The sequence below is a fragment of the Bradyrhizobium sp. USDA 3315 genome (assembly GCF_054056795.1).
On the sequence record NZ_JBSRYP010000001.1, the window covers coordinates 2,868,537 to 2,894,072 of the forward strand.

23 protein-coding genes and 2 pseudogenes are annotated in these 25,536 nt (G+C 61.5%); 12 read left to right on the forward strand and 13 right to left on the reverse strand.

The genetic code is table 11. The features are described 5' to 3' along the window. Positions 1-114 precede the first annotated feature (114 nt). Complete coding sequence (locus ACVIYL_RS13135; protein WP_456778765.1) at positions 115-309, forward strand: hypothetical protein; 195 nt, start codon at positions 115-117, stop codon at positions 307-309. 522 nt (positions 310-831) lie between these two features. Here the strand turns inward: ACVIYL_RS13135 and ACVIYL_RS13140 are convergent. The 8 genes from ACVIYL_RS13140 to ectA all read right to left on the reverse strand — a co-directional run bounded on the left by ACVIYL_RS13140 (position 832) and on the right by ectA (position 7,399). Next, positions 832-966, reverse strand: coding sequence for a hypothetical protein (locus tag ACVIYL_RS13140; RefSeq protein ID WP_256560538.1), 135 nt, complete (start codon positions 964-966; stop codon positions 832-834). A 148-nt stretch (positions 967-1,114) separates the two neighbouring features. Next, complete coding sequence (locus ACVIYL_RS13145; RefSeq protein WP_206601512.1) at positions 1,115-2,431, reverse strand: MFS transporter; 1,317 nt, start codon at positions 2,429-2,431, stop codon at positions 1,115-1,117. Further along, complete coding sequence (locus tag ACVIYL_RS13150; RefSeq protein WP_141342790.1) at positions 2,428-3,678, reverse strand: MFS transporter; 1,251 nt, start codon at positions 3,676-3,678, stop codon at positions 2,428-2,430. The genes ACVIYL_RS13145 and ACVIYL_RS13150 overlap by 4 nt, the downstream gene beginning before the upstream one ends. 20 nt (positions 3,679-3,698) lie before the next feature. Next, a complete protein-coding gene (locus ACVIYL_RS13155) occupies positions 3,699-4,151 on the reverse strand; it encodes a hypothetical protein (RefSeq protein WP_456778766.1) in 453 nt (150 codons plus the stop codon). After that, complete coding sequence (gene thpD, locus ACVIYL_RS13160) at positions 4,148-5,026, reverse strand: ectoine hydroxylase (RefSeq protein ID WP_456778767.1); 879 nt, start codon at positions 5,024-5,026, stop codon at positions 4,148-4,150. The genes ACVIYL_RS13155 and thpD overlap by 4 nt, the downstream gene beginning before the upstream one ends. A 65-nt stretch (positions 5,027-5,091) precedes the next feature. Continuing rightward, positions 5,092-5,505, reverse strand: coding sequence for an ectoine synthase (locus ACVIYL_RS13165; RefSeq protein WP_456778768.1), 414 nt, complete (start codon positions 5,503-5,505; stop codon positions 5,092-5,094). Positions 5,506-5,520: 15 nt separating this feature from the next. Beyond that, positions 5,521-6,849, reverse strand: a complete 1,329-nt coding sequence (ectB, locus tag ACVIYL_RS13170) for a diaminobutyrate--2-oxoglutarate transaminase (protein WP_092080274.1) — start codon at positions 6,847-6,849, stop codon at positions 5,521-5,523. A gap of 4 nt (positions 6,850-6,853) precedes the next feature. Continuing rightward, complete coding sequence (ectA, locus tag ACVIYL_RS13175; RefSeq protein ID WP_225648356.1) at positions 6,854-7,399, reverse strand: diaminobutyrate acetyltransferase; 546 nt, start codon at positions 7,397-7,399, stop codon at positions 6,854-6,856. A 250-nt stretch (positions 7,400-7,649) separates the two neighbouring features. Here ectA and ACVIYL_RS13180 point away from each other — a divergent pair, with 250 nt between their 5' ends. Together ACVIYL_RS13180 and ACVIYL_RS13185 are read left to right on the forward strand one after the other, a co-directional pair. Continuing rightward, entirely contained in the window at positions 7,650-8,138 is a 489-nt protein-coding gene (locus ACVIYL_RS13180) for a MarR family winged helix-turn-helix transcriptional regulator (protein ID WP_057017678.1), read from the forward strand. Positions 8,139-8,239: 101 nt separating this feature from the next. Continuing rightward, positions 8,240-8,545, forward strand: coding sequence for an SDR family oxidoreductase (locus ACVIYL_RS13185; RefSeq protein WP_253606499.1), 306 nt, complete (start codon positions 8,240-8,242; stop codon positions 8,543-8,545). 268 nt (positions 8,546-8,813) lie between these two features. On the opposite strand, the gene ACVIYL_RS13190 is transcribed toward ACVIYL_RS13185, so the two are convergent. From ACVIYL_RS13190 to ACVIYL_RS13200, 3 genes are all read right to left on the reverse strand, one after another. Beyond that, a complete protein-coding gene (locus ACVIYL_RS13190) occupies positions 8,814-10,562 on the reverse strand; it encodes a TRAP transporter large permease (protein ID WP_456778769.1) in 1,749 nt (582 codons plus the stop codon). Then, positions 10,559-11,227, reverse strand: a complete 669-nt coding sequence (locus ACVIYL_RS13195; protein WP_092080286.1) for a TRAP transporter small permease subunit — start codon at positions 11,225-11,227, stop codon at positions 10,559-10,561. The genes ACVIYL_RS13190 and ACVIYL_RS13195 overlap by 4 nt, the downstream gene beginning before the upstream one ends. 94 nt (positions 11,228-11,321) lie before the next feature. Next, a complete protein-coding gene (locus ACVIYL_RS13200) occupies positions 11,322-12,461 on the reverse strand; it encodes a TRAP transporter substrate-binding protein (protein ID WP_092080289.1) in 1,140 nt (379 codons plus the stop codon). 130 nt (positions 12,462-12,591) lie between these two features. Here ACVIYL_RS13200 and ACVIYL_RS13205 point away from each other — a divergent pair. Beyond that, positions 12,592-12,854 (forward strand): annotated as a pseudogene (locus ACVIYL_RS13205) (transposase); the annotation flags it as partial. A 144-nt stretch (positions 12,855-12,998) separates the two neighbouring features. Here ACVIYL_RS13205 and ACVIYL_RS13210 read toward each other — a convergent pair. Further along, positions 12,999-13,451 carry a hypothetical protein gene (locus ACVIYL_RS13210; RefSeq protein WP_456778770.1) on the reverse strand — a complete coding sequence of 151 codons (453 nt, stop codon included), beginning with the start codon at positions 13,449-13,451 and terminating at the stop codon, positions 12,999-13,001. 870 nt (positions 13,452-14,321) lie between these two features. Between ACVIYL_RS13210 and ACVIYL_RS13215 the strand changes: the two genes are divergently transcribed. From ACVIYL_RS13215 to ACVIYL_RS13230, 4 genes and pseudogenes are all read left to right on the forward strand, one after another. Then, a complete protein-coding gene (locus ACVIYL_RS13215; RefSeq protein WP_456778771.1) occupies positions 14,322-15,986 on the forward strand; it encodes a hypothetical protein in 1,665 nt (554 codons plus the stop codon). Positions 15,987-16,630: 644 nt separating this feature from the next. Continuing rightward, positions 16,631-17,872: a group II intron reverse transcriptase/maturase gene (ltrA, locus tag ACVIYL_RS13220; RefSeq protein WP_253588744.1), complete on the forward strand. Its 1,242-nt coding sequence runs from the start codon at positions 16,631-16,633 to the stop codon at positions 17,870-17,872. Between the two features lie 102 nt (positions 17,873-17,974). Continuing rightward, positions 17,975-19,168: pseudogene (locus tag ACVIYL_RS13225) on the forward strand (autotransporter family protein); the annotation flags it as partial. Positions 19,169-19,880: 712 nt separating this feature from the next. Then, positions 19,881-20,192 carry a hypothetical protein gene (locus ACVIYL_RS13230; RefSeq protein ID WP_456778772.1) on the forward strand — a complete coding sequence of 104 codons (312 nt, stop codon included), beginning with the start codon at positions 19,881-19,883 and terminating at the stop codon, positions 20,190-20,192. A 138-nt stretch (positions 20,193-20,330) separates the two neighbouring features. Here ACVIYL_RS13230 and ACVIYL_RS13235 read toward each other — a convergent pair whose 3' ends face one another. Continuing rightward, positions 20,331-22,166, reverse strand: coding sequence for a tetratricopeptide repeat protein (locus tag ACVIYL_RS13235; RefSeq protein ID WP_456778773.1), 1,836 nt, complete (start codon positions 22,164-22,166; stop codon positions 20,331-20,333). A 224-nt stretch (positions 22,167-22,390) separates the two neighbouring features. Here ACVIYL_RS13235 and ACVIYL_RS13240 point away from each other — a divergent pair, with 224 nt between their 5' ends. Genes ACVIYL_RS13240 through ACVIYL_RS13255 form a run of 4 tightly spaced genes read left to right on the forward strand, consistent with a single transcriptional unit; the run spans position 22,391 to position 25,504 of the window. Then, entirely contained in the window at positions 22,391-22,636 is a 246-nt protein-coding gene (locus ACVIYL_RS13240) for a hypothetical protein (protein ID WP_229192917.1), read from the forward strand. A 31-nt stretch (positions 22,637-22,667) separates the two neighbouring features. Next, entirely contained in the window at positions 22,668-22,808 is a 141-nt protein-coding gene (locus ACVIYL_RS13245; protein WP_456778774.1) for a hypothetical protein, read from the forward strand. A 15-nt stretch (positions 22,809-22,823) separates the two neighbouring features. Next, positions 22,824-23,798, forward strand: coding sequence for a formylglycine-generating enzyme family protein (locus ACVIYL_RS13250; RefSeq protein WP_456778775.1), 975 nt, complete (start codon positions 22,824-22,826; stop codon positions 23,796-23,798). Next, the gene (locus ACVIYL_RS13255; protein ID WP_456778776.1) at positions 23,798-25,504 is read left to right on the forward strand and encodes an arylsulfatase; all 1,707 of its coding nucleotides are present in this window, start codon (positions 23,798-23,800) and stop codon (positions 25,502-25,504) included. Before ACVIYL_RS13250 ends, ACVIYL_RS13255 begins: the two co-directional genes overlap by 1 nt. Positions 25,505-25,536 lie beyond the last annotated feature (32 nt).

The window sequence follows — 25,536 nt, forward strand, 5'->3', positions numbered from 1 at the left end:
ACCAGCCGCGCTTAGCTGCGCGCTAATGGCGGGAGCGTCGATTATATTGAAAGTTCAATGGTATATGAGTTCGCTGTTTTGTTCTGAATGGCGCGCCCGACACGATTCTAACGTGTGACATTTGCCTTTGGAGCGCAAAACCTGACACGGACGCTCGCCTATGCGAAGAGCGAATACAAGATCCACGATCTTGAAAACGTTGGCGATGCCGACTTGTGGTTCACCACGGTCGAATTCCTCGATAGCGCCAATGCGGTTTTGGAGCTTGGCCGTGGACGCCATGGCGAAGCCTGTTCGACTTCCAATTGAGGTCTGAGTTGCTGCCGTTCCGTGATCTGGCTGCATCAGACCCGAGAATCGGGAAGCCTCCTTACTTCCGCGTTACGTCGCCTTCCGAAGCCGCGCTATGGCTCTTTCACGACGTCAACCCCCGACAAGAAATCGAAGGGTTGGCCGGAACTTGAATCAGCCTACGTCGGATTCTGCGAAAAGACTGAACGGGAGGTGCGACGGCAATTTGCCTCGCTAGCTTGGTGGCGTGTTATCGATGACGGCCATTGGCGGAACAGGCTTTGTCGGAAGGCGAAATTCCATTTCGGACCGTAGGTCGAACGGTGGATTTTGGTCTAGGAACGTCGAAAATGCTTTATCTTTCAAGGGGGTGACTGAACTCTCTCCGCCATGCCGGCACTCACGCTATCATACTAAGGACAAACAGCGGTTCGTCGTGTCGGTGGTTGCGTATGATTCCCTCCCTGGGCACCACTCCTGAACAGATTTATGAAACCAGGTTTGGGTTGACCCTTTCGGCCGAAAACGGACCGGATGTTGTCATTTGAGCCGACGGTCCTCCGACGCGATGATCGCGTCGACCACGCTTGCGAGATAGGCCTTCCGAGCAGCGACGTCGCCCGACACGAGTTGCTGACGCATCAGGCGGGTGAACCGATCGATAGCGAGCCACAACGGCCCTACCCCGGCTTGCCATCAACGCGGCGATCCGGTTCTTGAGGGATCCGGATCCATCGGCACCGTCGATAGCGCCGGTCTCAATGGCCGCATAAAGGCGCTCCAGCCGTTCCTCGGCCTCGGAAGCTTGGCGTGCTAGCTAGGCCTATCGCGCGAAAGGATCTTCATAAAGAGTCCGTCCAGCTGTCTCCGGCATGAAGCGCAGCGCGATCAGCCCAACAACGCATGTAGCCATCATGTAATAGGCCGGCATCAGCTCGTTCCCGGTAACAGAGATAAGGCCGCTGTTGATTGCCGGCGCCGTGCCGCCAAAAATGGATGTCGAAATGTTGTAAGCGCCGGCGAAGCCGGCGAAGCGCACATGGGTGGGAAACATGGCCGGGAAAGTCGCCGAAATGGTCGCGAGTTGCGGTACGTAGAGCAGCCCGAGCAGAATGAAGCCGACACAGGCGCCGACGAGGCCCGTGCCCATGAGCATGTAGAGAGGGGCCACCAGCAGAAACAACCCGATCAGGGAGAAGCTCCACATCGGACGGCGCCCGATTCGGTCCGAGAGCCGGCCAGCAAATGGCAGGAACAGCATCATGAACAGCATGCCGAGGAGCGGCACCGCAAGCGCCTCATCCGGCGACAGGCCTATGCGGCTCTGAAGATAGGTTGGCATGTAGCTGAGCAGCGTATAATTGACGACATTGAGCGCAACCACCAGGCCGCCGACGACGAGCATAGGACGCCGGTGACGTGCCAGAAGGGCGATCAGGCCTGGTGAGGATCGTGCCTGGCTTGCAGTTTCGTGGGCACGGAAGACCGGCGTATCTTCCATTCTCGCGCGCAGATACGCGCCGACGAGGCCCATTGGCGCGGCGACCAGAAACGGAACGCGCCATCCCCAGTCGTGCATCGCCTGATCACCCAGAAAGAGCGAGAAGGATAACATCAGGAATGCGCCCAGCGAGAAGCCGGCCAGCGTTCCGAACTCCAGGAAACTCCCATAAAAGCCGCGTCGGTCATCGGGAGCGTACTCGGCCATGAACGTCGCGGCGCCGCCGTATTCGCCACCGGTCGAAAAGCCCTGTACGATGCGGAGAAGAACGAGCGACAGTGGCGCCCAGAAGCCGACGCTGTTGTAGGGGGGAATAAGCCCGACGCACAGCGTCGCGCCCGACATCAGCAGTATCGTTAGCGCCAACACGGATTTCCGGCCCACCCGGTCTCCCAGCGATCCCCAGAATATCCCGCCTAGCGGCCGTATGAGGAAGGAGATCGCGAACGTGGCCAACGCAAAAAGCACCGCTTCCCCGACGTCGCCGGGAAACAGTGCCGCGGAAATGTACGTCACGCCATACGCATAAATGCCGTAGTCGAACCATTCCGTCGCATTGCCGACGGCAGAGGCGGCAATCGCACGGCGCAACGTGGCGCGATCAGCAGTTGGATCAGGTGCGGAAACAGAGGCATTCACGATTGCTGTTCTCCGATCACCGCTGCGTCGGGCGTATTGGGGTCAAGCAGCGATGCAATCGGCGTCGTGCGTGGAAGAATCTGAAAGTCCTGCTGCTCGGGTGCAGGAACAGGTGGGGTTGCCGTCTGCCGCCACATGCCGAACGCGGCCGCGCCGCCGGCGCAAAGGGCGATGAAAAGGAAAAGCCCGCCGCTGCTCCAGCCTGTCATGAATATCGCTCCACCGATCGGCCCGAGCGCGGCGCCGACGGAATACAGCAGCACCAGCCGTCCACTTGCGGCGATACGTTGTGCGGCGTGCAGACGGTCGTTGCAATGGGCCACGCAGAGTGGATAGAGCGCAAAGCTGAGGCCACCAAACATTGTTCCGAGAATCAGCAGCCAGGGGCCGACCGACGAGAGAAAGGAGATGACCAAGCTGATACACAGGGTTGCCGCGAAACTGAGCACGATGACCTGGCGACGATCATAGCGGTCGGAAATGCGTCCGAGCGGCCATTGCAGGATCACGCCGCCAAGAATCACGATCATCATGAAGTGGGCTGTCTGCGATAAATCGAACCCTAGGCGTCGAACCTGCACTGCGGCCAATCCGTAAAATGCCCCTAACATCAAGCCGGTCGTCATTACTCCGACAGCACCGAGGGGAGATGCGGCAAAGAGTGTTCGGGTTCCGAACGCCGCGGCTTCGGCAGGCGGCGGCGCCGAGTTGCGTGTGAGACAAAGTGGAATGATCGCGAGCGAGATTAGCATTGAGGCTAGTTGAAACGGAACAGCAGGCAAATCACCGCTGGCTCCTAGCAGCAACTGTCCCACCGCCTGTCCGCAATATAGTGCAACCATGTAGGCCGCTAGAATGCTGCCGCGCGAGGCCGCGTCAGCGCGTTCGTTTAGCCAGCTCTCGAGACAGACGAAGACGCCGGCGACGCAGAAGCCGTCGATCAGCCGCAGTCCCGACCAGAGCAGAGGATGGATGATTTGCGCGTAGCCGAGCGTGCTCGCGGAGAGAAGCGCAACGAACGCCGCAAAGGCGCGGATATGTCCCACGCGCCGGACGATACGCCCCGAGCGCAGGGCTCCGACGACCAGCCCGGCAAAATAGGCGGTCGCCACCGCGCCGATCACGATCGTGCCCTGTCCCGCCCGCTCGAGCCGCAAACTCAGGAGCGTCGCCATAAACCCGCTTCCCGCCATGAGCATAAAGATGGCGAGCAGCAGGCTACGAACCGGGGAGATTGCCGCAAGCATGACGATTGCGACGCGCGCCGTCAGGCCGCGCGCCGGCCTTCCGCTTCCCCGTCGGCCTCCACCGGGACACGATCCAGAACCCTAGCGCTAGCATCGAAGTGGCAAACGGTCACGACGAACTGAACGTCAGCATTGCGAATCTGATGCCGCGTCGCAATCACGTCGATTCGTGCGTTATCGAGGGCTCGCAGCGCATCGAACACCAAGCCTTGCCAAGCGATGTCGCTGTCGGCCATCGCTTGACGCCATCCGTCCGCGCCGTCATCGGCAACAAAGCGTGCATAGATACCAGGCTCGTAGGTTTTCTTGTGCTCCAGCAGCACGTCAGTCATCCCGGCATAGGCGGAGACGACAAAGGCGCGATTGTAAAGGTCCTCGTCCTTGCGCTCCGCGATCGGAACGTCGTCGAATAGCGTGCCAGTCGCGGCCATCGATGTGCCGCCGATCTTCTCGACACTATGAAAACCGCTCATGCGAGAGCATCCTCCATCAACGGGCCGTGCTGAGGCACGAGAGCTTTCGGGTCGCTGCGCGCGGCAACGAAGCTCGGCCGCGGTTTTTTGACGCCGAATGGCGCCTGCAGCCGGTTGCTCACGGCGTTATAGACGAAGAACGCGTTAGCGCGTGGAAATGGCGTGATGTTGCCGTTCGATCCGTGCATCGTGTTGCAATCGAAGATCACCACCGTGCCCGCCTTACCGGTCGGCGCCACGATGCCGTGGCGGTGCGCCAACTCGGTCAGACTTTGCCGGTCGGGCACGCCATACTCCTGCTTCTTCAGTGACGTGCGATAGTGGTCTTCCGGCGTCGCGCCAATACAGGTCAGGAAGACGCGGTGCGATCCGGGCATCAGCATCAGGGGGCCATTGTCCGGCGTATTTTCCGCCAGCAGGACTGACATGGAGAGTGCTCGCATGCGCGGCATGCCGTCTTCCACGTGCCAAGTCTCGAAGTCGGAGTGCCAGTAGAACTCCTTGCCTTCGAAGCCGGGCTTGTGGTTCAGGCGTGACTGATGGATGTAGACCTTGTCGTTCAGCAGGAACTGAGCGATGCCTGCCAAGCGTGCGTCGGCGGCGAGGCGCCCGATCACTCTACTCTGAGAGTGGATCTCGAAGACCGAACGGATTTCTTGGCTGTCCGGCTCGGCGATGATCGTTTCCGGATTGAGGCCGTTAGGGCTCGATAGCAGTTTCTTTGCCTGCGTCTGCAGGTGGTCGACTTCCTCGGGAGAGAGGACATCCTTGAGCACGAGGAAGCCATCGCGATCGAACTGCTCGGCCTGCTGCCGCGTTAGCGGTGCGCTCTCGCTCCAGTCGCTATGAATAACGGGATCGAGACGCGGAAGCATCTGGGCCTCCGAGGTGAGACGGGATGGGTAAATGTCTGTCAATGCCTTTCCCTCTTTCAGTTGTTTCAGGAGTTAACGGCCGCCTCGCGCGGCGCTTCGACATCAGTCGGATAGGCACCAGTCTCGTCGTGCACTTCCTGGCCGGTGACCGGCGGGTTGAACACGCAGGCCGTCAGGAGGTCGGTGTCCGGGCGAACGATATGCTGGTCGTTCTTGTTGAGTGCGTACATGATGCCCGGTGCGAGCTTGTGCGTTTCGCCGGTCCCGAGGTCTTCGATGGTCCCGGTTCCCTTCAGTATGAAAACCGCCTCGAGATGGTTCTGGTAGTGCATCTTAAGTTCTTCGCCCGCGTGCATCGTCGTAATGTGGAAAGAGAAGCCCATGCCGTCGCTCTTGAGCAGAAGGCGGGCACTGTCCCAGCCCTTCGATTTGACGAGACGATCGGTCTTTCGAATGTCGCGGAGTTGACGAACGATCATTGTTCTTTCCTTTCGTTATTCGGCTGCAATGCCGTAGCTGCCGGTCCGCACCGCGCGGACCGACTCCTCGATGATGTCGAGGCCGGCCGAGAGAGCGGCGTCGTCGATAATGAGAGGTGCAAGCACCTTGACGATTTCGTCGTGTGCGCCGCTCGTTTCGATGATGAGTCCGGCGGCAAAACAGGCGCTGGTGATGGCATCGGCAGTTTCACCGGACCCGACGTCGATGCCACGCATCATGCCGCGGCCGCGTGTCGAAAGGCCGAATCCAGAAGCGATGGCATCCAGGCGTCGTGCGAGCAATCGTCCCTTGCGCTGGACGTCCTGCTCGAACTCATCATCCTTCCAGAAGTTCCGCAGAGACGCGGTTGCCGTGATGAAGGCGTGATTGTTGCCCCGGAACGTGCCGTTGTGTTCGCCGGGCAACCATTGATCCAACTCGGGTCGGAACAGTGTCAGCGCGAAGGGAAGCCCCATGCCGGACAGCGATTTTGCCATGGTGACGACGTCGGGCGTAAAACCCATGCCTTCAAAGCTGAAAAACGGACCGGTGCGCCCGCATCCGGCTTGAATATCGTCGACGATAAGGAGTGCGCCGTGGCGTTTTGCGATATCGGCGATTGCACGCAGCCAATCCGGCGATGCGGTGTTGAGACCGCCTTCGCCCTGAACCGTCTCGACTAGAATCGCGGCCGGCGCATCGAGCCCGCTGGAAGGGTCGGACAGCCGCCGTTCCAGGAGCGCGGCGGTGTCGAGATCCGGGCCGTGATAGCCATCGTAAGGCTCGTGGCTGACATGGCTGAGTGGTACGCCCGCGCCGGTGCGCTTGGCGGCATTGCCGGTGCAGGCCAGCGCACCGAGGGTCATGCCGTGGAAACCGTTCGTGAAAGCGATCACCAGTCCACGGCCGGTCACCTTGCGGGCCAGTTTGATGGCGGCCTCGACCGCGTTAGTGCCGGTCGGTCCGGTGAACATGACGCGGTAGTCCAGCCCGCGTGACTTCAGAATCAGCGACTCGAATGTTTCGAGGAACTCCGCCTTGGCGTCGGTATGCAGGTCAAGCCCGTGCGTGATGCCGTCAGTCGAGATGTAGTCGATCAGCGCTTGCTTCAGCGCGGGATGATTGTGTCCGTAATTAAGCGTCGAGCATCCCGACAGGAAGTCCAGATAGCGTCCGCCCTGATTATCATACATCCAGACATTGTCAGCTCGGCTGAACTGGCGCGGCATGGTGCGCGCATAGCTCCGCACGACCGACTCCCGGCGTTCGTAAATGGATCGGTCCGGGATATGGCTGGTCGGCTTGGGTCGTGTATGGCGACCAAGTGTGGTTGTTGTGGTCATGTCGTCAGTTCTCCTGATCTCTGGCTCCGGGCTGTCGGTTTGGCAGGGGGCCAATGCGGGCCAGCCACTCTGTGGCGTGCTTACCGGCGAAATGCGCGTCGCACTCGAACATCACACTGCGGATCAGCGGAGCGCCCCACGCGCGGGCCAGTCCGTTGAACAATGCCCAGGATGGAGCGTTGTCGTCGGTCACTGTGGTGAGGAGATACTTGGCACTTTCGGCGGAAGGGCGATCCAGCAGCGCGTTGATCATGCGCTGAGCAAGGCCTTTGCCGCGCGCCGCCTTCGCGACCGCGACCTGCCAGACGAAGAAGCTGTTCGGTTCCGAAGGCGGGCGATAACCTGAAACCCATCCTAGAATTTGCGCGTGACGTTCCGCAACGAGGCAGGAGTCCGTGAAGTGCGTGCACTGGAGGAGGTTGCAATAGGCGGAATTGGAGTCCAGTGGCGCGCAGGCTGCGACCAGGCGGGTAACCGCGGGGCCGTCAGCGGGCGACGGCTTTCTCAACTGGAACGCTTCGCTGACATCCGGAGCGGCGTCGAAAGCCACTGGCGAGAATCCACCGAAAGCGTCGACCCGACGGCCGGCTATTGCTTCAGATTTCGAATTAATCGCTTCATTCTCCGAAATATATAGCGCTTTACCTTATAGGAAAATAAGTGGCGAAATCTTGAAAATTGGCTTGAGATCTCACATCAAAAGCTTCGTAGATATTTCGTTATACGAATAAAATTTGAAGGACTGACTTGGAACCGGTTACGATTCGCCTCGGCGCGGCCGTAGCTATAAGAAAAGCCACATGAAATCAGAGATCGCCTCACTGACGCTGCGCGCCCTGCGAAGAGTGCTGCGGGCAACTGAGATCGGCAGTCGCCAGCTGGCCATTGCGACCGGCCTTACGACATCGCAATGGCTCGTGTTGCGAGAGATCGACGCGCGCGAGAAAACCACGCCGGGTGTCATTGCGCAGGCGCTTCAGTTCGGTCAGGCAACGATCACGACGATCGTCGATCGGCTTGTGGCGCTCGATCTAGTGCAGCGCCAGCGTAACGCAAACGACAAGCGCCAGTTCCTTCTGACGGCGACGCCGGCAGGCAGGGACATCGTGGCCAACGCACCCGACTTGCTTCACCTGACGTTTACAGATCGCTTCGTCCAGTTGCCGCAATGGGAGCAGGCCATGATCCTTGCTGCAGTAGAGCGGCTGGCCATGCTGATGGACGCGCACAACATCGATGCCGCGCCATTGCTGGACAGCGGGGCCATCGATCGATCCCAACCCAGATAGGTCGATTGCCTCGACTGCGTGGACGGCTCGACAGAGCCGGATCTTCCCGCGCAGGTCACTTCCCCGGCTGAAGCAATTGCCGGGTGCGGGCGTGAATCTCCGTGGCACCTTCCTCGCTTGTCGAGCTTCTTGCCGCGCGGCAGCGGAGGCGCCATCGTCAATATCGGCTCGTTGGCAGGGCTGGGTGGCATTCCGGTTCCAACGGGTACGGCGCTTCTAGGGCAGCGATCGCGCATCTGACGCGAAATCTTGCCTGCGAGTGGGCCGCGAAAGGCATTCGGGTCAGTTGCGTTGCACCTGGCTATATCGAGGCGCCGATGTCGGCGGAGATGTTCGCCGATTCACGCGTCGAACCGCGGCCGGATCGAGCAGCGATTGCCAATGCGGCGGCTTGGCGCCGCGGATGAAATCGCGGCTGCCGTCGCTTTTCTCGTGTCCGATGATGCGTCCCACGTGGGTCGGGCGTCGTGCTCCCGGTTGACGGGGGGTACTTATGGCGGGCCGTAGGAGTTGCCGGCTGGTAGTGGCTACAGGCATCTTTTGACGGCGAGTCAAGCGCCAGGCGTGGCGGCCTTGGAAACTACATGGATATTTCAATGACATACGAGTTCGCAGGTTTGTTCTGAATGGCGCACCATTTCCGTTTGACAAGCGCCCGGTGCTCCCCGCTGCGCATCAACTCGCGTACAGATAGTTCGGCAGCCACAGCGTCATGCCCGGCCAGAGATACATGATCACCATGCACAGGATCACGATCAGCATGTAGGGCATCATGCCGGCGAAGATCTGGTTCAGCGTAACGTGCTTCGGGGCGACGCCCTTGAGATAGAACGCCGACATCGCGACCGGCGGCGACAGGAACGCGGCCTGCAAGTTCACGAACACCAGCGTGCCCCAAAGGATCGGATCGATGTTGAAGTGCTTCAGCATCGGCAGGAAGATCGGCACGAAGATGATGATAATCTCGGTCCATTCGAGCGGCCAGCCCAGCACGAAGATGATCGCCTGCGACAAGATCATGAACTGCACGGGCGTCATGTTGAGCGACAGCACCCAGCTTTCCAGCAGCGCCTGACCGCCGAGAATGGCGAACACCGCCGAGAACAGCGCCGAGCCGACGAACAGCCAGCACACCATCGCGGTCGTCTTTGCGGTCAGGAACACCGCTTCCTTGGTGCGCTTCCAGTCGAGCGTGCGGGCGTGGAAAGCGAGGATGAAGGCGCCGGCGGCGCCGACGCCGGCGGACTCGGTCGCGGTCGTGATGCCGAACAGGATCACCCCTAGTACCACGACGGTGAGGATGCCGAGCGGCATCACCGACGACGTCAGGAGCTTCAACACTTCGAAGCGTTCGCCGTCCATGCGCAAGTAAGAGCGCGCCGTCCACGCAGCCAGCACGGCGGCTGATATCGCGAACCAGACGTAGAACTGGGTGTCCGGTCCCTTTTCAGCGGGCGACAGCTCCTTCGGCTCGACCGGGCTGCCGAGCTGCTGCAGGCCTTCGACGGCTCCGCTCGCGGCGCCGGGCTGCTGGTGGATCACGACGTACCACCAGACCGTGCCGAGCGCGGCTGCGGTCGTCAGGAACGGCACCAGCGAAATGAGGAAGTTCTGCACGATCGCGCCATAGCCCATCGGCTTGCCGTCGATCCGGAGCGTCTTCGCCTTTGCGGGCGAGAGCAGTGCCTTGAACAGGCCGACGAACAGGTTCGGCGAATACAGCGACGCGAAATTCCTGATCCATTCGGGCACGTTGACGCAGGTCTGTTCCTCCGGCAGCGGCGGGGCGATCTTCGGGTTGATCATCGCCCAACCCACGACATAGACGAGGTAGAGGAACGCCAGGAAGAAGCCGGGAAGCATCGCCGCCGCATAGAGCTTGACCACGGACTGGCCGGCGACCGCGGCATAGACGATAATCATCACCGAAGGCGGGATCAGGATGCCGAGCGTGCCGCCCGCGGTGATGACGCCGGAGGCGAGCTTCACGTCATAGCCGGCGCGCAGCATCGGGTTGAAGGCGATCACGCCCATCAGCACCACCACCGCGCCGACGAGCCCGGAGGCGATGCCCCAGAACGTGCACACGATCAGGGTCGCGACCGCGAGCGAGGCGGGCAGGCGGCGGAAGGCGAGCTGGATCGAATAGAACATCTTGTCGACGAGGGCGCCGCGCTCCATCACATAGCCCATCAGCACGAACAACGGGATGGAGATCAGCACGTCGTTGGTCATCGCGCCGTAGGTGCGCTGGACCATCAGCTCGAAAACCTTGTTGTGCGTCCAGTTCTGCGACGGATCGTAGAACGCGATGAAGCCGAAGAACATGCCGAGGCCCATCAGCGTAAACGCCGTGGCAAAGCCCATCATGATGACGACGACGATGAGCGCCAGCATCAACAGGCCGAGCGCGGGATCGCTCATGTGTTCAGGTCCCCGCCCATGCCGCGCTGCCGCGCCATTTCATCGATGCGCGCCGCGCCCTCGATGGCGAGCTTGCGCGATTCCTCGTCCACGAATTCAGAGTGCGCGAGCTGCTCCCCGATGACGTCGGTCTCGGCGACGTCGGCAAGCCTGCTCGGCCATTCGCCGGTCTTCAGGCAAACGATGCAGCGGATGATCTCGCCGATCCCCTGCAGCATGATCAGCGCGCCCGCGATCGGGATGACGGTCTTGAAGTGGTAGACCGGCGGGCCGTCCGCCGTAACGTTGGAATGCTCGTTGATGTGCCAGGAATCCGCGGCGTAGAAATAGCCTGCATAGATCAGCGCGGCGATGCCCGGAATGAAGAACACGAAATAGAGAACGAGATCGAGCGTGGCCTGCGTGCGCGGCCGCATCGAGGAGTACAGGAAGTCGCCGCGGACATGGGCGTTCTGCGCCAGCGTATAGGCGCCGCACAGCATGAATAGCGACCCGTACAGCATGTTCTCGGCGTCGAAAATCCATGCCGTCGGCATGTTGACGGCATAGCGCTTGAACACTTCGATGCAGACAACGCTCATCAGGAGGATCATCAGCCAGGCGGTCGCCTTGCCGACCCAGGTCGAGATGCCGTCGATCTTGTACAGTAAACTCTGGACGCTCATATGATATGGTTCGGCATAAAAACGATCCCAACGTAACACAAGGCACCGTCCGGAGGGTGGTCCGGACGGCGCCCGTGCCGGGTTTATTTCGGCATCAGAGTTTCTTGGCCGCGGCGTTGGGCCCGAAATAGTGGTCGTAGGCCATGCGGCGGTTCACCACCGTGTCCTGCTCCCATTGTGTCGCACGCTTGGCGAACGCGATCTGCGACTGCACGATCTCCTTGAACAGCGGGTTCTCGGCCGCCTTCTTCTGCACCACGCCGTCATAGATCTCGAGCTGCTGCTTCAGGATGGTATCGGGCGTCTTGTAGAACTTGACGTTGTCCTTGGTCTGCAGCTCCACATAGTCCTTGGAATAGCGGTCGATCGCCTTCCAGGACATATCTGCCGAGGCTGCGTCCACCGCGTTGGCGATGATCGCCTTCATCTTGTCCGGCAGCGCGTTGTACTTGTCCTTGTTGAAGGTGATTTCGAACTGCTCGGCGTTCTGATGATAGCTCTGCAGCATGCAGACCTTGGAGACGTCGGGGAAGCCGAGCACGCGGTCGGAGGTGGCATTGTTGAACTCCGCCGCGTCCAGAAGACCGCGGTCCATGGCAGCTACGATTTCGCCGCCGGGCAGCGCGTTCACGGCAGCGCCCATCCCCGAATACACATCGATCGAGATGCCGACGGTGCGGAATTTCAGACCCTTGATATCCTCGGGCTTGGTGATCGGCTTCTTGAACCAGCCGAACGGCTGGGTCGGCATCGGACCGTAGGGGAACGAGACGACATTGGCGCCGATCGATTCATAAAGTTTTGCGAGCAACTCCTTGCCGCCGCCATAGCGGTGCCAGGCCAGCAGCATGTTGGCGTCCATCGCAAAGCCCGGTCCCGAGCCCCAGAGCGCCAGCGCGGTCTGCTTGCCGTAGTGATAGACAAGCACGCCATGGCCGCCGTCGAGCACGCCCTTGGAGACGGCGTCGAGCAGGCCGAAGGCGGGCACGACAGCGCCTGCCGGCAGCACTTCGATCTTGAGCTCGCCGCCGGTCATGTCGTTGACCTTCTTGGCGTAGTCGAGGGCGTATTCGTGGAAAATGTCCTTTGACGGCCAGGTGCTTTGCCAGCGCATGCTGATCGGCCCCTGGGCGCTGACGACGCTCGGCGCGGCTACCGTCGCGGCGGCCCCCGCAGCAGCGACCTTGAGAAAGCCGCGGCGGCTCGAAGTTCTGCCCCTGTTTGATTTGGTCATGGCTGCCTCCTCCCCCTGGAATAGCGATCCTTTGCGGATCGGCCTTTTTTATTGGGACAAGTCAAAGTCTTGCGCCGGGGTTTGGCAAGAATGTTCCGAATGATGCGACGCTACGACGCGGACTGCAGTGATGACGCGCCGCAAGACGACCAGACCACGGAAGCGTAGCCGCCTTTCGGAAGGGCAGATCATCGGAATTTTGAAAGAGCATGAGGCCGACGTTTCGGCCCGCCGATCTGCCGCAAGCATGGCGTCAGCGACGCCAGCATCTACAAATGAAGAGCGAAGTTCGGCGGGATGGAGGTGTCGGAGCCAAGCGGCTGAAGACGCTGGAGGACGAGAACACGGCTGAAGCGGTTGCTGGTCGACGCCATGGTCTGGTCGGCATGTGTGGTCCACTCCGTCCATGCATGGTGTCGTGACGTCGTCGGTGACGCGAGCTGCAGCGGCGCCCGACGCTGCCGCTAGCGACAGGGCAAGAGAAGCAGGCGGCCCCTGCGGGCCGCCTGGGTAGATTAGCCTGAGGGCAGAAGAGCCCTATTGGCAGAGATGCTGGAGTCCGTCGGCCCCCTTGAAATAGGTGCCGGGCCTGCAGACGATGCCGTTGTGCGACGCGTAACTGTTCCAGTCGCCGTTCCACGCGTAGTAGTCGCCATATGCGGCGGGCCGATCGTAGGTGCCGTATGCGGCATAGGAATTGCGCCAGCCGCCGAAGGGAGCGGTCGCGATCGCCGCGGCGGTTCCGACGGCAGCGCCGGCCACGCCGGCAGCGGCCCCCACCGGCCCCACGGGTTCGCGATAGGCGGCTCGCCGCTGATAATAGCCCCTCCTGCTGTCGTACGGGCTCCCGGCTCCTCTATTGAGGCAGTTGGCACTGGCGAATTGAGATGAACAGGCGGCCGGGTTGGAGAAGACCGCTTGCGCCGATGCGGGGCTCGAAACTGCGGACGCCACTATCACGGCCGCGCCAAGAACTCTTAGACTCATCATGGCTTGCTCCCTGGATGGTTTGCTTGCGAAGCTTGGCATGACTGAATGCCAGGTCTGCAAGTTCCCGTTTTCTCGCACCTAACCAAATGCAACCTCCGGAAGTGGTTCCTGTGCATCTCGTGCGCGGCATCAAATCGACGTGACTTGCCGATCGATTTGGAATGCCGACTTCAGCAGAGGCGGCATGGGTGCGGCAGGGAGTCGCGGCGAGCAAGGATGCCGCGATCAGTTCGTGAACGACGTGACGGCAATTCCATTCGTCAGGCGACCCCGGAGGGAGAAGCGAGAATGCAAATTGATGAAAGGTTGCGTCATCGCGGAACTGCCCGATGACTACGCCGAGATGCGTCGGACGTGCGCGCGACGTTTGGCACGAACTGCACAAGTTGTGTGATGCGAAAGCATCAACTGCCAACAAACGGCAGCACGCGTTTCGGATCGCCACATTCGAGTTTGATCTTCGTCCTGATAGTCGGATGATGATTTGCGATCTTGAATTGTAGCCGCTCCTGCTTTCTTGCACCGCGACCAAGCAACCCGTTCTTTTCAATTTGACGTTGTTGAGAACGACAGGTTTGGAAGGCGGCGCAAATGAAGTGCTTTACCGGCTCGACTCTCCTTGGATATCGCGCGCGCAATTGCAGGGAACAGGCATCAACACGCGCCGCCCTGCAATCATCGGTCCAATTCTTCGGGAATAAGCCGGGACCATGTGTCGCGACCTGTCTGAGCCGGTTCCGGCTCGCCGCGCTTGCCTTGATGGCGTCGGGCGCGCTGATTGATGCGGCCTCGGCTCAGTCCTGCACGGTCGCGCCGGATTCGACTGTCTCCGCAACGAGTGGAAGCTGCGCGATCGACGCGAACACGACGTTGACCGGAACGCCCGCCGTTCACACAAGTTCGAGCGCTCAGATCACGACCAACAACGTCAACATCAACCCATTCAATGGCGGCAGTATCGGCGGTTTGGCGGACGCTGCAGGTACGATCATCTTCAGTTCCGGGGCGAGCATCAACGGCAACTGGAGCACTGCCGCGTCGGCACAGAGCGGCGGCCAGATCATCTTTCAGTCGGGTTCGATCATCAACCCGGCCTTCGGCGGCGGAGGAACTGCGCTGAGCGCTGATGGAACGGGCAGTCAGATCAGCGCGACGGGACTCACCGTCAGTCTCAACGGCGCCGGCAACAACGTCGCTGCGAAGGCGACCAACACGGCGACGGTCAGTCTGCTCAACAGCTCAATCGCCTATGCGGTCGGCGGTGGCGGCAACACAGGCCTGTGGGCAACGGGCACCGGCAGCCAGATTAGCTCGACGGGTACAACCATTTCGATGCCCGGCGGCGGCGGCAACGACGTTGGCGCGCGCGCGGACACCGGTGGTGCGGTCACGCTGACCGGCGGCACCGTCAACGTTGAGGGGAACGGCGGCGGCGAAACCGGCCTCTTGGCGCAATCGTCCGGAAGCACTGTCACGGCAAACGGCGTTGCGGTCACGGTTTCCGGCGGCGGTGGAGATGTCGGCGCCAAGGCACTCGACGGCGGCGCGATCATCTTGAGGGGAGGCAGCGTCGCCGCGACGGGCAGCGGCGGGGGCGAGATCGGCCTGCAGGCGAGCGGTGCCGGAAGCACGCTCACGGCGAGCGGCGTGACGGTAACCGTTCCGAACAGCAGCGGGGGCCGCGGAGTGCAGGCCGACAATTCGGGCAGCGTCACGCTCGACGGCAGCTCGACGGTCACCACATCAGGCGCAGGCACCCATGCGGCCGGCGTGACAAGCGGCGGTACGCTGAGCATGACCGGTGGCTCACTGACGGCCAATGGAGCCGATGCCAACGCGCTCAACATAAGTGGCGGTGCAGCGACGCTCTCCGGAGTCACCATGACCAGTCCGAACGGTGCGTCGATCGCCGCCCCGGGCGGCACCAGCAGCGTCAACCTGACCGGCGTGACTGCGGTCGTGAACAACAATCAGTGGCTGAACGTCAGCGGCGGCTCCACGCTCAACCTCGTCGCGGACAGTTCGAGCCTGCAGGGCGTTGCGCTCACCGACTCCGGCAGCACCTCCAGCGTCGCGCTGAGAAACAATTCGCTCTGGACCATGACCGGCAACTCGAACGTCACCAATTTGATCAACGCTTCGAGCATGATCCAGTTCACGTCTCCTGTCGGCGATCCGACGCAGCTGTCGAGCTACAAGACGCTGACGGCAGTGAACTATGTCGGCCAGGGCGGCACCATCGGGCTCAATACATATCTCGGCACGGACGGTTCGCCGTCGGACAAGCTCGTCATCAATGGCGGCACGGCAGGCGGCAACACGTTCCTGAAGATCAGCAACACCACGGGCGGCGGCGCGCTCACCACCGGCAACGGCATCCTCGTCGTCGACGCGATCAATGGTGCGACGACGACGGCTGGTGCCTTCAGCCTGTCTCACCCGGTCTTGGCCGGCCCTTACCAATATTCGCTGTTCCGTTCGAGCGTCGACTCCAGCTTGCGTCAGGACAAGTCCTGGAAAGGAGGAAGAATGTAATCTGAAACCTTTCAACGTGACCCAGAGGGTTCGACGCCCTCCCGGCAAAGGCGGAGCCCGCCAGCCGGAAGCGAGTCTTGCATGGGTGACGGCAACGTCACTCGTGAAGCGTAGACAGCGGGTACTGAAGCCCTGTGACCAGCCTCGAAATCACGGTCGTGCTGAAGCCTTCGTCGTGTTGGATCCGGGGGCAGCACTGGGAAAGCCGCTATGGCCAGGCTGACCGGTTCGGCCGGGGTCTCTGAGCAGGGCAAAGGTACGGGATGGGACACCAGGAAACCTGAGAGGTCCCGGTTGTGCCCACATGGGAAAAGCCGGCACGGAGCACCGGCCATAGCAACGCTCCAGGCCTGATGACCGACTTGGCGAGCATCGGGAGCGCGCACGCGAACACGAAAACACCAAGGCATGTGGAATCCCGAGGTGAAGACATAAGCCGACGGACGCGCGCGGCGGGAAGTCGTAGCGGCTTCGTAGTACCGAGGAAGGCGGGGAACTGGGCTCACCGGGACCCGCTCGAGGGAAGGGAGCCGCCACGCGTTAAGACCCATTGACGAGAAACACGGGAGGGAACGCTGAGTCCCACGAACCTGTCCACGAAACGACAATGGATAGCCGATCTGGCGAGGAAGAATCCCAAGCGGGTGCTGACCTCGCTGCATCACCTGATCGACCGTGAATGGATGCTCGAGGCCTATCGCCTGACGCGCAAAGATGGCGCGCCCGGTATCGACGGCATGATGGCGACGGACTATGAAGCGAACCTGGAGGCGAATCTTTGTGATCTCCTGGCGCGCATCAAATCCGGACGTTACATCGCGCCGCCGGTGCGACGGCACTACATCCCGAAGGCGGATGGGACCGAACGGCCACTCGGCATCCCGACATTGGAAGACAAGGTGGCACAGCGGGCGATTCTCCTGCTGCTGGAGCCGATCTACGAGACCGACTTCTTGTCGTGCTCGTATGGCTTCCGACCGGGACGATCGGCCCATGATGCCCTACACGCTCTGCGCAATGGGTTCATGGAGCAAGGGCTGCGTTGGGTGGTGGACGTCGATATCTCGAAATACTTCGACACCATCGACCACACGCACCTGCGCCGATTCCTCGATCAGCGAGTCGCGGACGGCATCGTCCGGAGGATGATTGATAAATGGCTGAAGGCGGGGGTGCTCGAAAAGGGCGTCCTGCGCCGCACGACTGGTGGAACGCCCCAAGGCGGCGTGATCTCGCCACTGCTTGCAAACATCTACCTGCATTATGTGCTGGATGAATGGTTCGAGCAGGGGGCGCGACCGCGGCTCAAGGGGCGATGCCAACTGGTCCGATACGCTGATGACGCGGTGATCGCCTTCGAGGACCATCTGTCCGGCAAGCGATTGCTGAATGTGCTGGGTAAGCGGCTCGGTCGGTACGGGCTTCAACTCCATCCGACCAAGACCCGCTTCGTAGACTTCCGGTTCAAACGCCCCGGTGGGCGTCATCCCGCGACGGCGGGGACCACATTCAACTTCCTTGGCTTCACCCATGTATGGGGTCAATCGAGGAAGGGTAAGAATGTCGTCCGACAGATAACGGCAAAAGACCGTTATGCCCGCGCGCTGGCTTCCGTGACGGAATGGTGTCGGCTCAACCTGCATCGCCCGTTCCGGGAACAGCACGCGCACTTGTCGCGGGTTATCCGGGGGCACTGCGCCTACTACGGCATCTCCGGCAACGGCCGACGGATCAGATGGTATCACCACCAGCTCACGCGGATATGGAAGAAATGGCTCGCGCGGCGTGGTCGCCACAGCAATCTGCCGTGGTCGCGCTTCCGAGCCATGCTCGCGCGACACCCTCTGCCGACAGCCAAGATCGTCCACCAATATGCCGTCTCGTGAGCGAAGCTTACGCGTGAAGAACCGGATGCGGGTAATCCGCTCGTCCGGGTCTGTGAGGGGCGGGGATGGCAACATCCCCGCCTACTCGGCAACCCGCAAGCCTGGTATTTGCGCGACACCCTTGACTGTGTCGCTCATCCCAATCTGCGCGCCTGCGGCGGTGGCGGTCTCATCAACTGCTCCAATCTGCCCAACGTGCCTAGGTGCGGCGGCGGAGGTGGAGGCGGTGGAGGCGGCGGCGGCGGAGGCGGCGGTGGCGGTGGAGGAGGCGGTGGAGGTGGAGGCGGAGCCGACGGTGGCGGCGGCGGTATCCCCGACTACCGCGAGGAGACTTCGCTCTACGCGGCAATTCAGTCGATGACGCTGTTGTACGGACGCAGCCTGCTCGACACGCTGCATGAACGCGTGGGCGAGGAGGAGGACGAACGCTTTCGCGCCAATCCCGAGAACGCCAGGGTCGGATGGGGTCGCGTGCTTGGGGTCAACGGCGTGCATCAGGGCGACAGCTTCGGCGTGCTGGGCGGCGAAGCCGGACCGCACTTCAGCTATGATTTCCTGGCGCTGCAGGCGGGCATGGATGTCTATCGACACGACGGTCCCGACGGTTCGCGCGACCAGGCAGGGGCGTATTTCGCGATCGGCGGCGCGCGCGGGCGGGTCACCCATTTCGATGGCAGCCAGGGTGACAACACCTTCTCCGCCTACACGCTCGGTGGCTACTGGACGCATTTCGGGCCGACCGGCTGGTACATCGACTCGATCCTGCAAGGCACGTTCTACGACATCACGAGCAGCGCAAATCGCGGCATTCCGGCGCTGAAGACCGGCGCTCAGGGTGGTGCTGCGTCGGTGGAGGGCGGCTATCCCTTCAAGTTCGCCGGCGGCTTCTTCATCGAGCCGCAGGCGCAACTGGTGTATCAGAACATCCACATCAACGACGCCAGCGACATCGCGGCGCAAATCCGCTTTGCGGACGTGGATTCGCTCGCAACCCGGATCGGTGCCCGATTTGGCCGAACATGGGCAGTCGATGACAGTCCGCGTACGCTGACGGCCTGGATCCGTCCGAGCCTGTGGAACGAATTCCTCGGCAACCCGAAAACGTTGTTCTCGTCGGACACCGGCTTCGTTCCATTCCAGGCCAGCCTTGGCGACCTGTGGGGCGAGATCAATGCCGGCATCAGCGGACAGGTCACGTCGACCACGTCGCTTTATGCCAACGCTTCCTATCAAAGCCGGTTCGACGGTGGCGGCTTCTCCTACAGCGGGAAAGCCGGACTGCGCGTCAACTGGTAGCGCGCGAGGGCGCGACGCCGGCCCAGACGGGGTCGGCGAAACGCCCTCGCGCAGGCATAGCGGACGAGGAAGTGCCTAACAGACCCTCACGCTTTGCTGAACATACGCGTAACCGTTCCACACGTTTCGCGTCTGATAGCAGGAGTTGTAGGCCGTCGCGGCTCCGATGGCTGCGCCAGTCGCCAAACCGGCTGCGGCAGCTCCGGCGCCCCAACCGCCTCGATAGTAACCGCCACCGCGGTAATAGCCGCCGCCGGCCCAACGTGCGCGGCCGCCGTGCCAACCGCCGGCATGCCATCGCGTGCCGCCGCCGTGCCAACCAGGCCGCATTCCTCCGCCGTGGAAGTGAGCCGATCGAGCGCCGGCTCCTCCGCGCCGGGCTTGGGCGTCATAAGGAAGTATCATTGCTGCAGATGCGATGAAGCTGAGAACCAGCAAAGCCTTGGTTGGTCGCATATCCGGACTCCTTGCAAGGGTGTCCCGATCAATCCCGCCGCACGAGCTTCGTTCCGTTGGTTCAACTACGTGTCACGCTGGCACAAACTGCATGTTCAGAACCGAATGCACGTCCAAAGCAGCGCGTCGCGGCTTGGGGGGCAAGCGCAGCGAGCGGTAATGCCGAGCTCGATCCTTCGGACCTCGGCTGCGCAAGGCAGGTACGCAAGGCAGGTACGAACGTGTTCGTACCTTGATGACCTCCCCGCGTGAAACGATGCTGATGCTCACGTGCCGGCGCAGCAGGATTGGCGGGCCGGTACGGCAGCTGGTCCACTACAGGGAGACGACCATGTGGAAGACAGGAGTGCTTGGCGCGCTGGTTTTACTCGTCGCGGTTCCGGCAAATGCGGCTCCGAAGAATAGTGGCAAGAATGTCGATTCAATTCGTGCTGAATGCTTCAGGCAGGCGAATGAAGCCGCTGCCGCCGGCGGTGCGAACATGACAAGCGGGGCGACTGCCGCCCGAAACTCGGCGGGCTATTCCGCCTATCGGGATTGCGCGCGAAAGAACGGCATTCGCCCGTAAGCATCGCTTTGGTTTCCGCTAACCCATGGAAGGCCGCCTTCGGGCGGTCTATTCCATGCGCAGTGAAAAACGGCGACGGCGGCATGGCCGTCGAAAGCCGAAGATGCCGGCTGAGCGGCGCCAAAACTGCAGGGAAGGTCAGCTTGCGACGAGAGCCTGGGCTTTGCGCAATCCGGCCACGAGAGTGTCGACAACCTGATCCGCCGCTCCGTTGCGGCGCAAGAAGCCGGCCGGATCATCGGCCAACGCTTTGTACCGCGACATTCCTTTCAAGGCCGTTTGGGTCGCATCGCGGCGCCCCAGCTCTGTATTCGCTATCGCAATCAACAGTTGGCTGAATCCGGAATCGCGCAACGATGCCGTCTCGGCCACGTCGAGCATCTGCTTGTATTCACCCTTCAAGTAAAGGTCGACCGCGATGAAATGAAGATACCAGGCTGGCGGATGCAACGTGCGCTCGATCGCGCGCTTGAGCATCGGCACGCCTTCCGAGAAGTTCCCGCGGATGGCGAGACGCCAGCCGAATTGGGCAAGAATGTCGGGATCGTTGGGGTTGAGGTCGATCGCCAGATGGCTGATGCGATCACTATCGGCGTAACGTCCCGTGAAATGGTAGGCCGCAGCCAGGGCCTTCAGCGCCAGGGGACTGTTCGGCTGCAGGGCGATGGCGCGCGACGTTGCCTCAAGGGCCTTGTCATACTCCGTTTGCGGATTGCCGTCGGCTGAATAGCCCAACCGTCCGGCGTCGAGATGCAGCCATCCAAGCATGGCCCATGAATCGCTATACTGCGGATCCCGCTGAACGGTTTGCTGAAGACACTGCATGGCCGGATCGAAGTCGACGCGCCGGAAAGTGCTGCGATAGGCCTGAGCGCGCAGGACGCAGAGATAGCTTTCCATATTCCTCGGTGGATCCGCGCGAATGTCGTTTCTGACCACGCCGTAGGATTGGCCGACGACGGTTGCGATTTCGCTTGCGAGCTCGCGCTGGACATTCATGAGCGACTGAGGATCGAACGGTCGAGCATATGTCCGCATCCATACGATCTCGTCGTTCTCGGCGTTGAAGACAGTCGTTGTGACTTGCACTTCTTCGGCACTCGTTTGAACGCTTCCACGGACGACATAGGAAGCACCGAGAGGGCGACCGGGTTGGGGCGCTTCGTCGCCTTTTGCGGAGGACCCGTTCGGGGGCGACGTGTAGAGCCGCAATCCTCCGAATCGAAACAGATTGCTGGTCAGTTCCTGTCCCATGCCGATGGCGAAGAGCCGCGTGTTCTCCCCAGGAGTTAGCGGCTCGAATGGCATCACCAGGACCGCGGGTTCGCGTGGCGTCATTGGGGACGGAGGCGGTCTTGCTGCAAGCCATATCCAAGCCACCACGCCGGCTGCCAGCGCGGCAGCGACGGGCGCATAGCGCCTGATGCCAGGCTTGGTCGTCCAATTCGCACGTGTAGCAGCAGCAGTTGTCGAACGATCGTGCAGTTCGAGGGCAGGTTCGCGAGGGGAAGCGTCGGCAATATGCATTTTGTGCCACTCAAAATGAGGCACATAGGAGCCTTTTGGAATTGTGATGCGTACCGGATCATCCCGGCCCGAATCCACGTAGTAGCTATCGAGGTCGCGGCGCAATCGTCGAGCTTCAAGACGGACGACAGGGTCAGCCTGGGGATCGAAAGAATGGTCGCGCCGAAACACGGCCAAGGCAATTGTGTAGCCTTTCAGGCTTTCAGCGCGACCTGCAAGCGTCTCGTCGACAATGAAACGAAGGAAAGCTTGCCGCCGTTCGCTCGCCTGGAAATGCGGACTCGAGAGGATGCGGTCCAGCTCTTTCGCTACATGCTCCGGCGGCACCGCGGAATCATCACAACGCGGGATATCGGATGAGCCGCTGACGGCATCGTGAGCGAAGGGTACATCAGGCATCAACCGGCAACCCCAATCGTCGGTCGACGGTAGGCCTTCCCAATACATGTTGCAACTCGTAAGCGAAACAAGCAGCCGGCGCTGACGCGACAGCTTTCAATCATCGGAACAACGAGTTCCCGACTGCAGCGACAGCTGGTCGCATCGGCCTTGAAGCCGTCGCGCCTGAGACGACGCGCTCAACGAGCGTCGCGCCGTGTACGAACATGTTCGTACCTTGAAGCCTCGATGAACCAGCAGCAAAGGTCACGTTGGCCACAAGCGAGTTCATCATGGAGGAGTTCCGCGCGATTGTGACCCGCTTTCCGCTGCGCGAACTTGACATTCGGCGCTGCTTCAATCGCGACGCGCAGTTTAGAGCCATTTGCGCAGATTATGACGAAGCTGTGAAAGCGCTTCGTCGTTGGCAACAAGCGGCAAAGCAAGGAGACCGCGAAGGAAGTCGGAAGGCCGCGGATTACGAACGGCTCGTTGCCGAACTGGAAGCCGAGGCTCTGGTTCACCTGAACCGGCCGTGATCGAGGGGCGTTCGCACAACTGGAGCAGTGCGTGAACAATACGATTCTTATCAACCTTTCGATATCAGGCGTGCTTGCCGCGGACATGATGCGTGGTGCGATCGGTCAGACGCGGAACCTGCGCAGCGAGGCCGCCGAACCGACCAAGCACGCAATCGGCCGCAACGAGTAACTGGAGGCAACCTTCTTGAATATTGCCGAGAGACCGGTCGCGAACGTGGACGAAACCGGCGCGTCAGACAGCATCTTCATTCCCGGCGGCACGTTTCGCATGGGATCGGATCGGCATTATCCGGAAGAAGCGCCGTCCCACATGGTGAGCGTCGACGGGTTCTGGATGGACCGCACGCCGGTGACGAACCGGCAATTCAAGCAGTTCGTGCGTGCCACGGGCCACGTCACCTTCGCCGAGGTCGCTCCGGATCCCAAGGACTATCCGGATGCGCTCCCGCACATGCTCTTCACCGGATCGCTGGTCTTCACGCCTCCGGATTATCCGGTCGATCTGCGCGACTACAGCCAATGGTGGACGCTGCTCAAGGGCGCGAATTGGCGCCATCCCTATGGCCCGAAGAGCAACATCAAGTCGCTGGACGACCATCCTGTCGTGCACGTCGCCCACGCCGACGCGCTCGCCTATGCGCGATGGGCCGGCAAGGATTTGCCGACGGAGGCAGAGTGGGAGTTTGCCGCACGCGGCGGCCTCGATGGTGCTGAATATGCCTGGGGCGATGAATTCGTGCCGGGCGGCGTGCATCAAGCCAATACGTGGCAAGGTCACTTTCCGTTCGAGAACCGGTGCGAGGACGGCCATGCGCGCACTTCGCCGGTGATGACCTATCCGCCGAACGGCTATGGCGTGTTCGACATGATCGGCAATGTCTGGGAGTGGACCAGCGACTGGTGGGCTCCGAAACACCGCGCCGATGCAAAGAAGGCCTGCTGCATTCTCCAGAACCCGCGAGGCGGCTGCGAGCATGACAGCCACGATCCGGCGCTGCCGCTCAGCAGGATACCGCGCAAGGTGATCAAGGGCGGCTCGCATCTCTGCGCGCCGAACTATTGCCGGCGCTATCGACCGGCGGCGCGCCATGCCGAGCCGATCGATACGTCGACCAGCCATCTCGGATTTCGCTGCATTACACGTTCAGGGAGAAAGTGATGACTGAGAAGACAACGACAGAGACCTTCAGCCGCCGCAACCTGCTCGCGGCCTCCAGTTCGCTCGCCACCATCGCCGCGTTCTCGGCAATGGCGCCCATCCAGACAGCCCAGGCGCAAGGGACCACGCAGCCCTCGAGCGCGGCCGGCGGAGCAAAACCGAACATCATCCTGATCCTGTCGGATGATTTTGGTTATGGTGACTCCGGGCCCTATGGCGGCGGCGAAAATCGCGGCATGCCAACACCGAACATCGATCGCCTCGCGAATGAAGGACTGCAGTTCATGTCCTTCTATGCGCAGCCGAGCTGCACGCCTGGACGTGCCGCGGTGCAAACCGGCCGGATTCCAAATCGCAGCGGCATGACGACCGTCGCGTTCCAGGGCCAGGGCGACGGCATGCCGGCGGCGGAATGGACGCTTGCCTCGGTTTTGAAGACCGGCGGTTACAAAACATTCTTCACGGGCAAATGGCACCTCGGCGAGGCCGACTATGCGCTGCCGAGCGCGCAAGGCTACGACGAGATGAAGTATGCCGGCCTTTATCATCTCAATGCCTACACCTACGCCGACCCAACGTGGTTTCCCGACATGGATCCCGAACTCCGGGCGATGTTCGAGAAGGTCACAAAAGGCGCGCTCTCCGGAAATGCCGGGCAGCCGGCGAAGGAGGATTTCAAGATCAACGGCCAGTACGTCAACACGCCGGACAAGGGCGTGGTCGGCATTCCCTTCTTCGACGACTATGTCGAGAAGGCCTCGCTCGAGTATCTGGACCGCAACAAGTCGTCGGGCCCGTTCTTCATGAGCACCAACTTCATGAAGGTGCACCAGCCCAACATGCCGGCGCCCGAATTCCAGGGCAAGTCGATGTCCAAGAGCAAGTACGCCGACTCCGTGGTCGAGAACGACACGCGTATCGGCCGGATCATGGACAAGGTGCGGTCCCTCGGCCTCGACAAGAACACATATGTGTTCTGGACGACCGACAACGGCGCCTGGCAGGACGTCTATCCGGACGCCGGCTACACACCGTTCCGCGGCACCAAGGGCACGGTTCGCGAGGGCGGCAACCGCGTCCCGTCGCTTGCGTGGGGCCCAGGCATCAAGGCCGGTTCGAAGAATTCGGACATCGTCGGCGGCCTCGATTACATGGCGACGTTCGCGAAGCTTGCCGGCGTGAAGCTGCCGGAGAACGATCGCGAGGGTAAGCCCATCATCTTCGACAGCATCGACATGTCGCCGATCCTGTTCGGAACCGGTAAGTCCGAGCGCAAGAACTGGTTCTATTTCACGGAATCCGAGCTCTCGCCTGGCGCAGCCCGTGTCGGCAATTACAAGGCGGTGTTCAATCTGCGCGGCGACAACGGCGCAAAGACCGGCGGTCTGGCGGTCGACAGCAACCTCGGCTGGAAGGGACCGGAGTCCTACGTGGCGACCGTTCCGCAGGTCTTCGATCTCTGGCAGGACCCGCAGGAGCGCTACGACATCTTCATGAACAACTACACCGAGCACACCTGGTCCTTGGTTTCCATCAATGCCGCGATCAAGGATCTGATGCAGACCTATGTGAAGTATCCCCCTCGCAAGATACAGAGCGAGACCTACGCGGGACCGATCACAATCCAACAGTATGAGCGCTTCGCGTTCTTCAGGGATCAACTCGCCAAGGACGGCTTCCAGATCGGCTTGCCCACAGGCAACTAGACACGCGAACAGAGCGGCCCCGGAACGCGGGG

Coding starts and splice junctions, on each gene's coding strand:
- ACVIYL_RS13180 (WP_057017678.1), top strand. CDS start 7,650: ATGAAATCAGAGATCGCCTCACTGACGCTGCGCGCCCTGCGAAGAGTG.
- ACVIYL_RS13210 (WP_456778770.1), bottom strand. CDS start 13,451: ATGATGAGTCTAAGAGTTCTTGGCGCGGCCGTGATAGTGGCGTCCGCA.
- ACVIYL_RS13235 (WP_456778773.1), bottom strand. CDS start 22,166: ATGTATTGGGAAGGCCTACCGTCGACCGACGATTGGGGTTGCCGGTTG.
- ACVIYL_RS13165 (WP_456778768.1), bottom strand. CDS start 5,505: ATGATCGTTCGTCAACTCCGCGACATTCGAAAGACCGATCGTCTCGTC.
- ACVIYL_RS13150 (WP_141342790.1), bottom strand. CDS start 3,678: ATGCTTGCGGCAATCTCCCCGGTTCGTAGCCTGCTGCTCGCCATCTTT.
- ACVIYL_RS13195 (WP_092080286.1), bottom strand. CDS start 11,227: ATGAGCGTCCAGAGTTTACTGTACAAGATCGACGGCATCTCGACCTGG.
- ACVIYL_RS13155 (WP_456778766.1), bottom strand. CDS start 4,151: ATGAGCGGTTTTCATAGTGTCGAGAAGATCGGCGGCACATCGATGGCC.
- ACVIYL_RS13230 (WP_456778772.1), top strand. CDS start 19,881: ATGCTGATGCTCACGTGCCGGCGCAGCAGGATTGGCGGGCCGGTACGG.
- ACVIYL_RS13190 (WP_456778769.1), bottom strand. CDS start 10,562: ATGAGCGATCCCGCGCTCGGCCTGTTGATGCTGGCGCTCATCGTCGTC.
- ectB (WP_092080274.1), bottom strand. CDS start 6,849: ATGACCACAACAACCACACTTGGTCGCCATACACGACCCAAGCCGACC.
- thpD (WP_456778767.1), bottom strand. CDS start 5,026: ATGCTTCCGCGTCTCGATCCCGTTATTCATAGCGACTGGAGCGAGAGC.
- ACVIYL_RS13240 (WP_229192917.1), top strand. CDS start 22,391: ATGGAGGAGTTCCGCGCGATTGTGACCCGCTTTCCGCTGCGCGAACTT.
- ACVIYL_RS13255 (WP_456778776.1), top strand. CDS start 23,798: ATGACTGAGAAGACAACGACAGAGACCTTCAGCCGCCGCAACCTGCTC.
- ACVIYL_RS13200 (WP_092080289.1), bottom strand. CDS start 12,461: ATGACCAAATCAAACAGGGGCAGAACTTCGAGCCGCCGCGGCTTTCTC.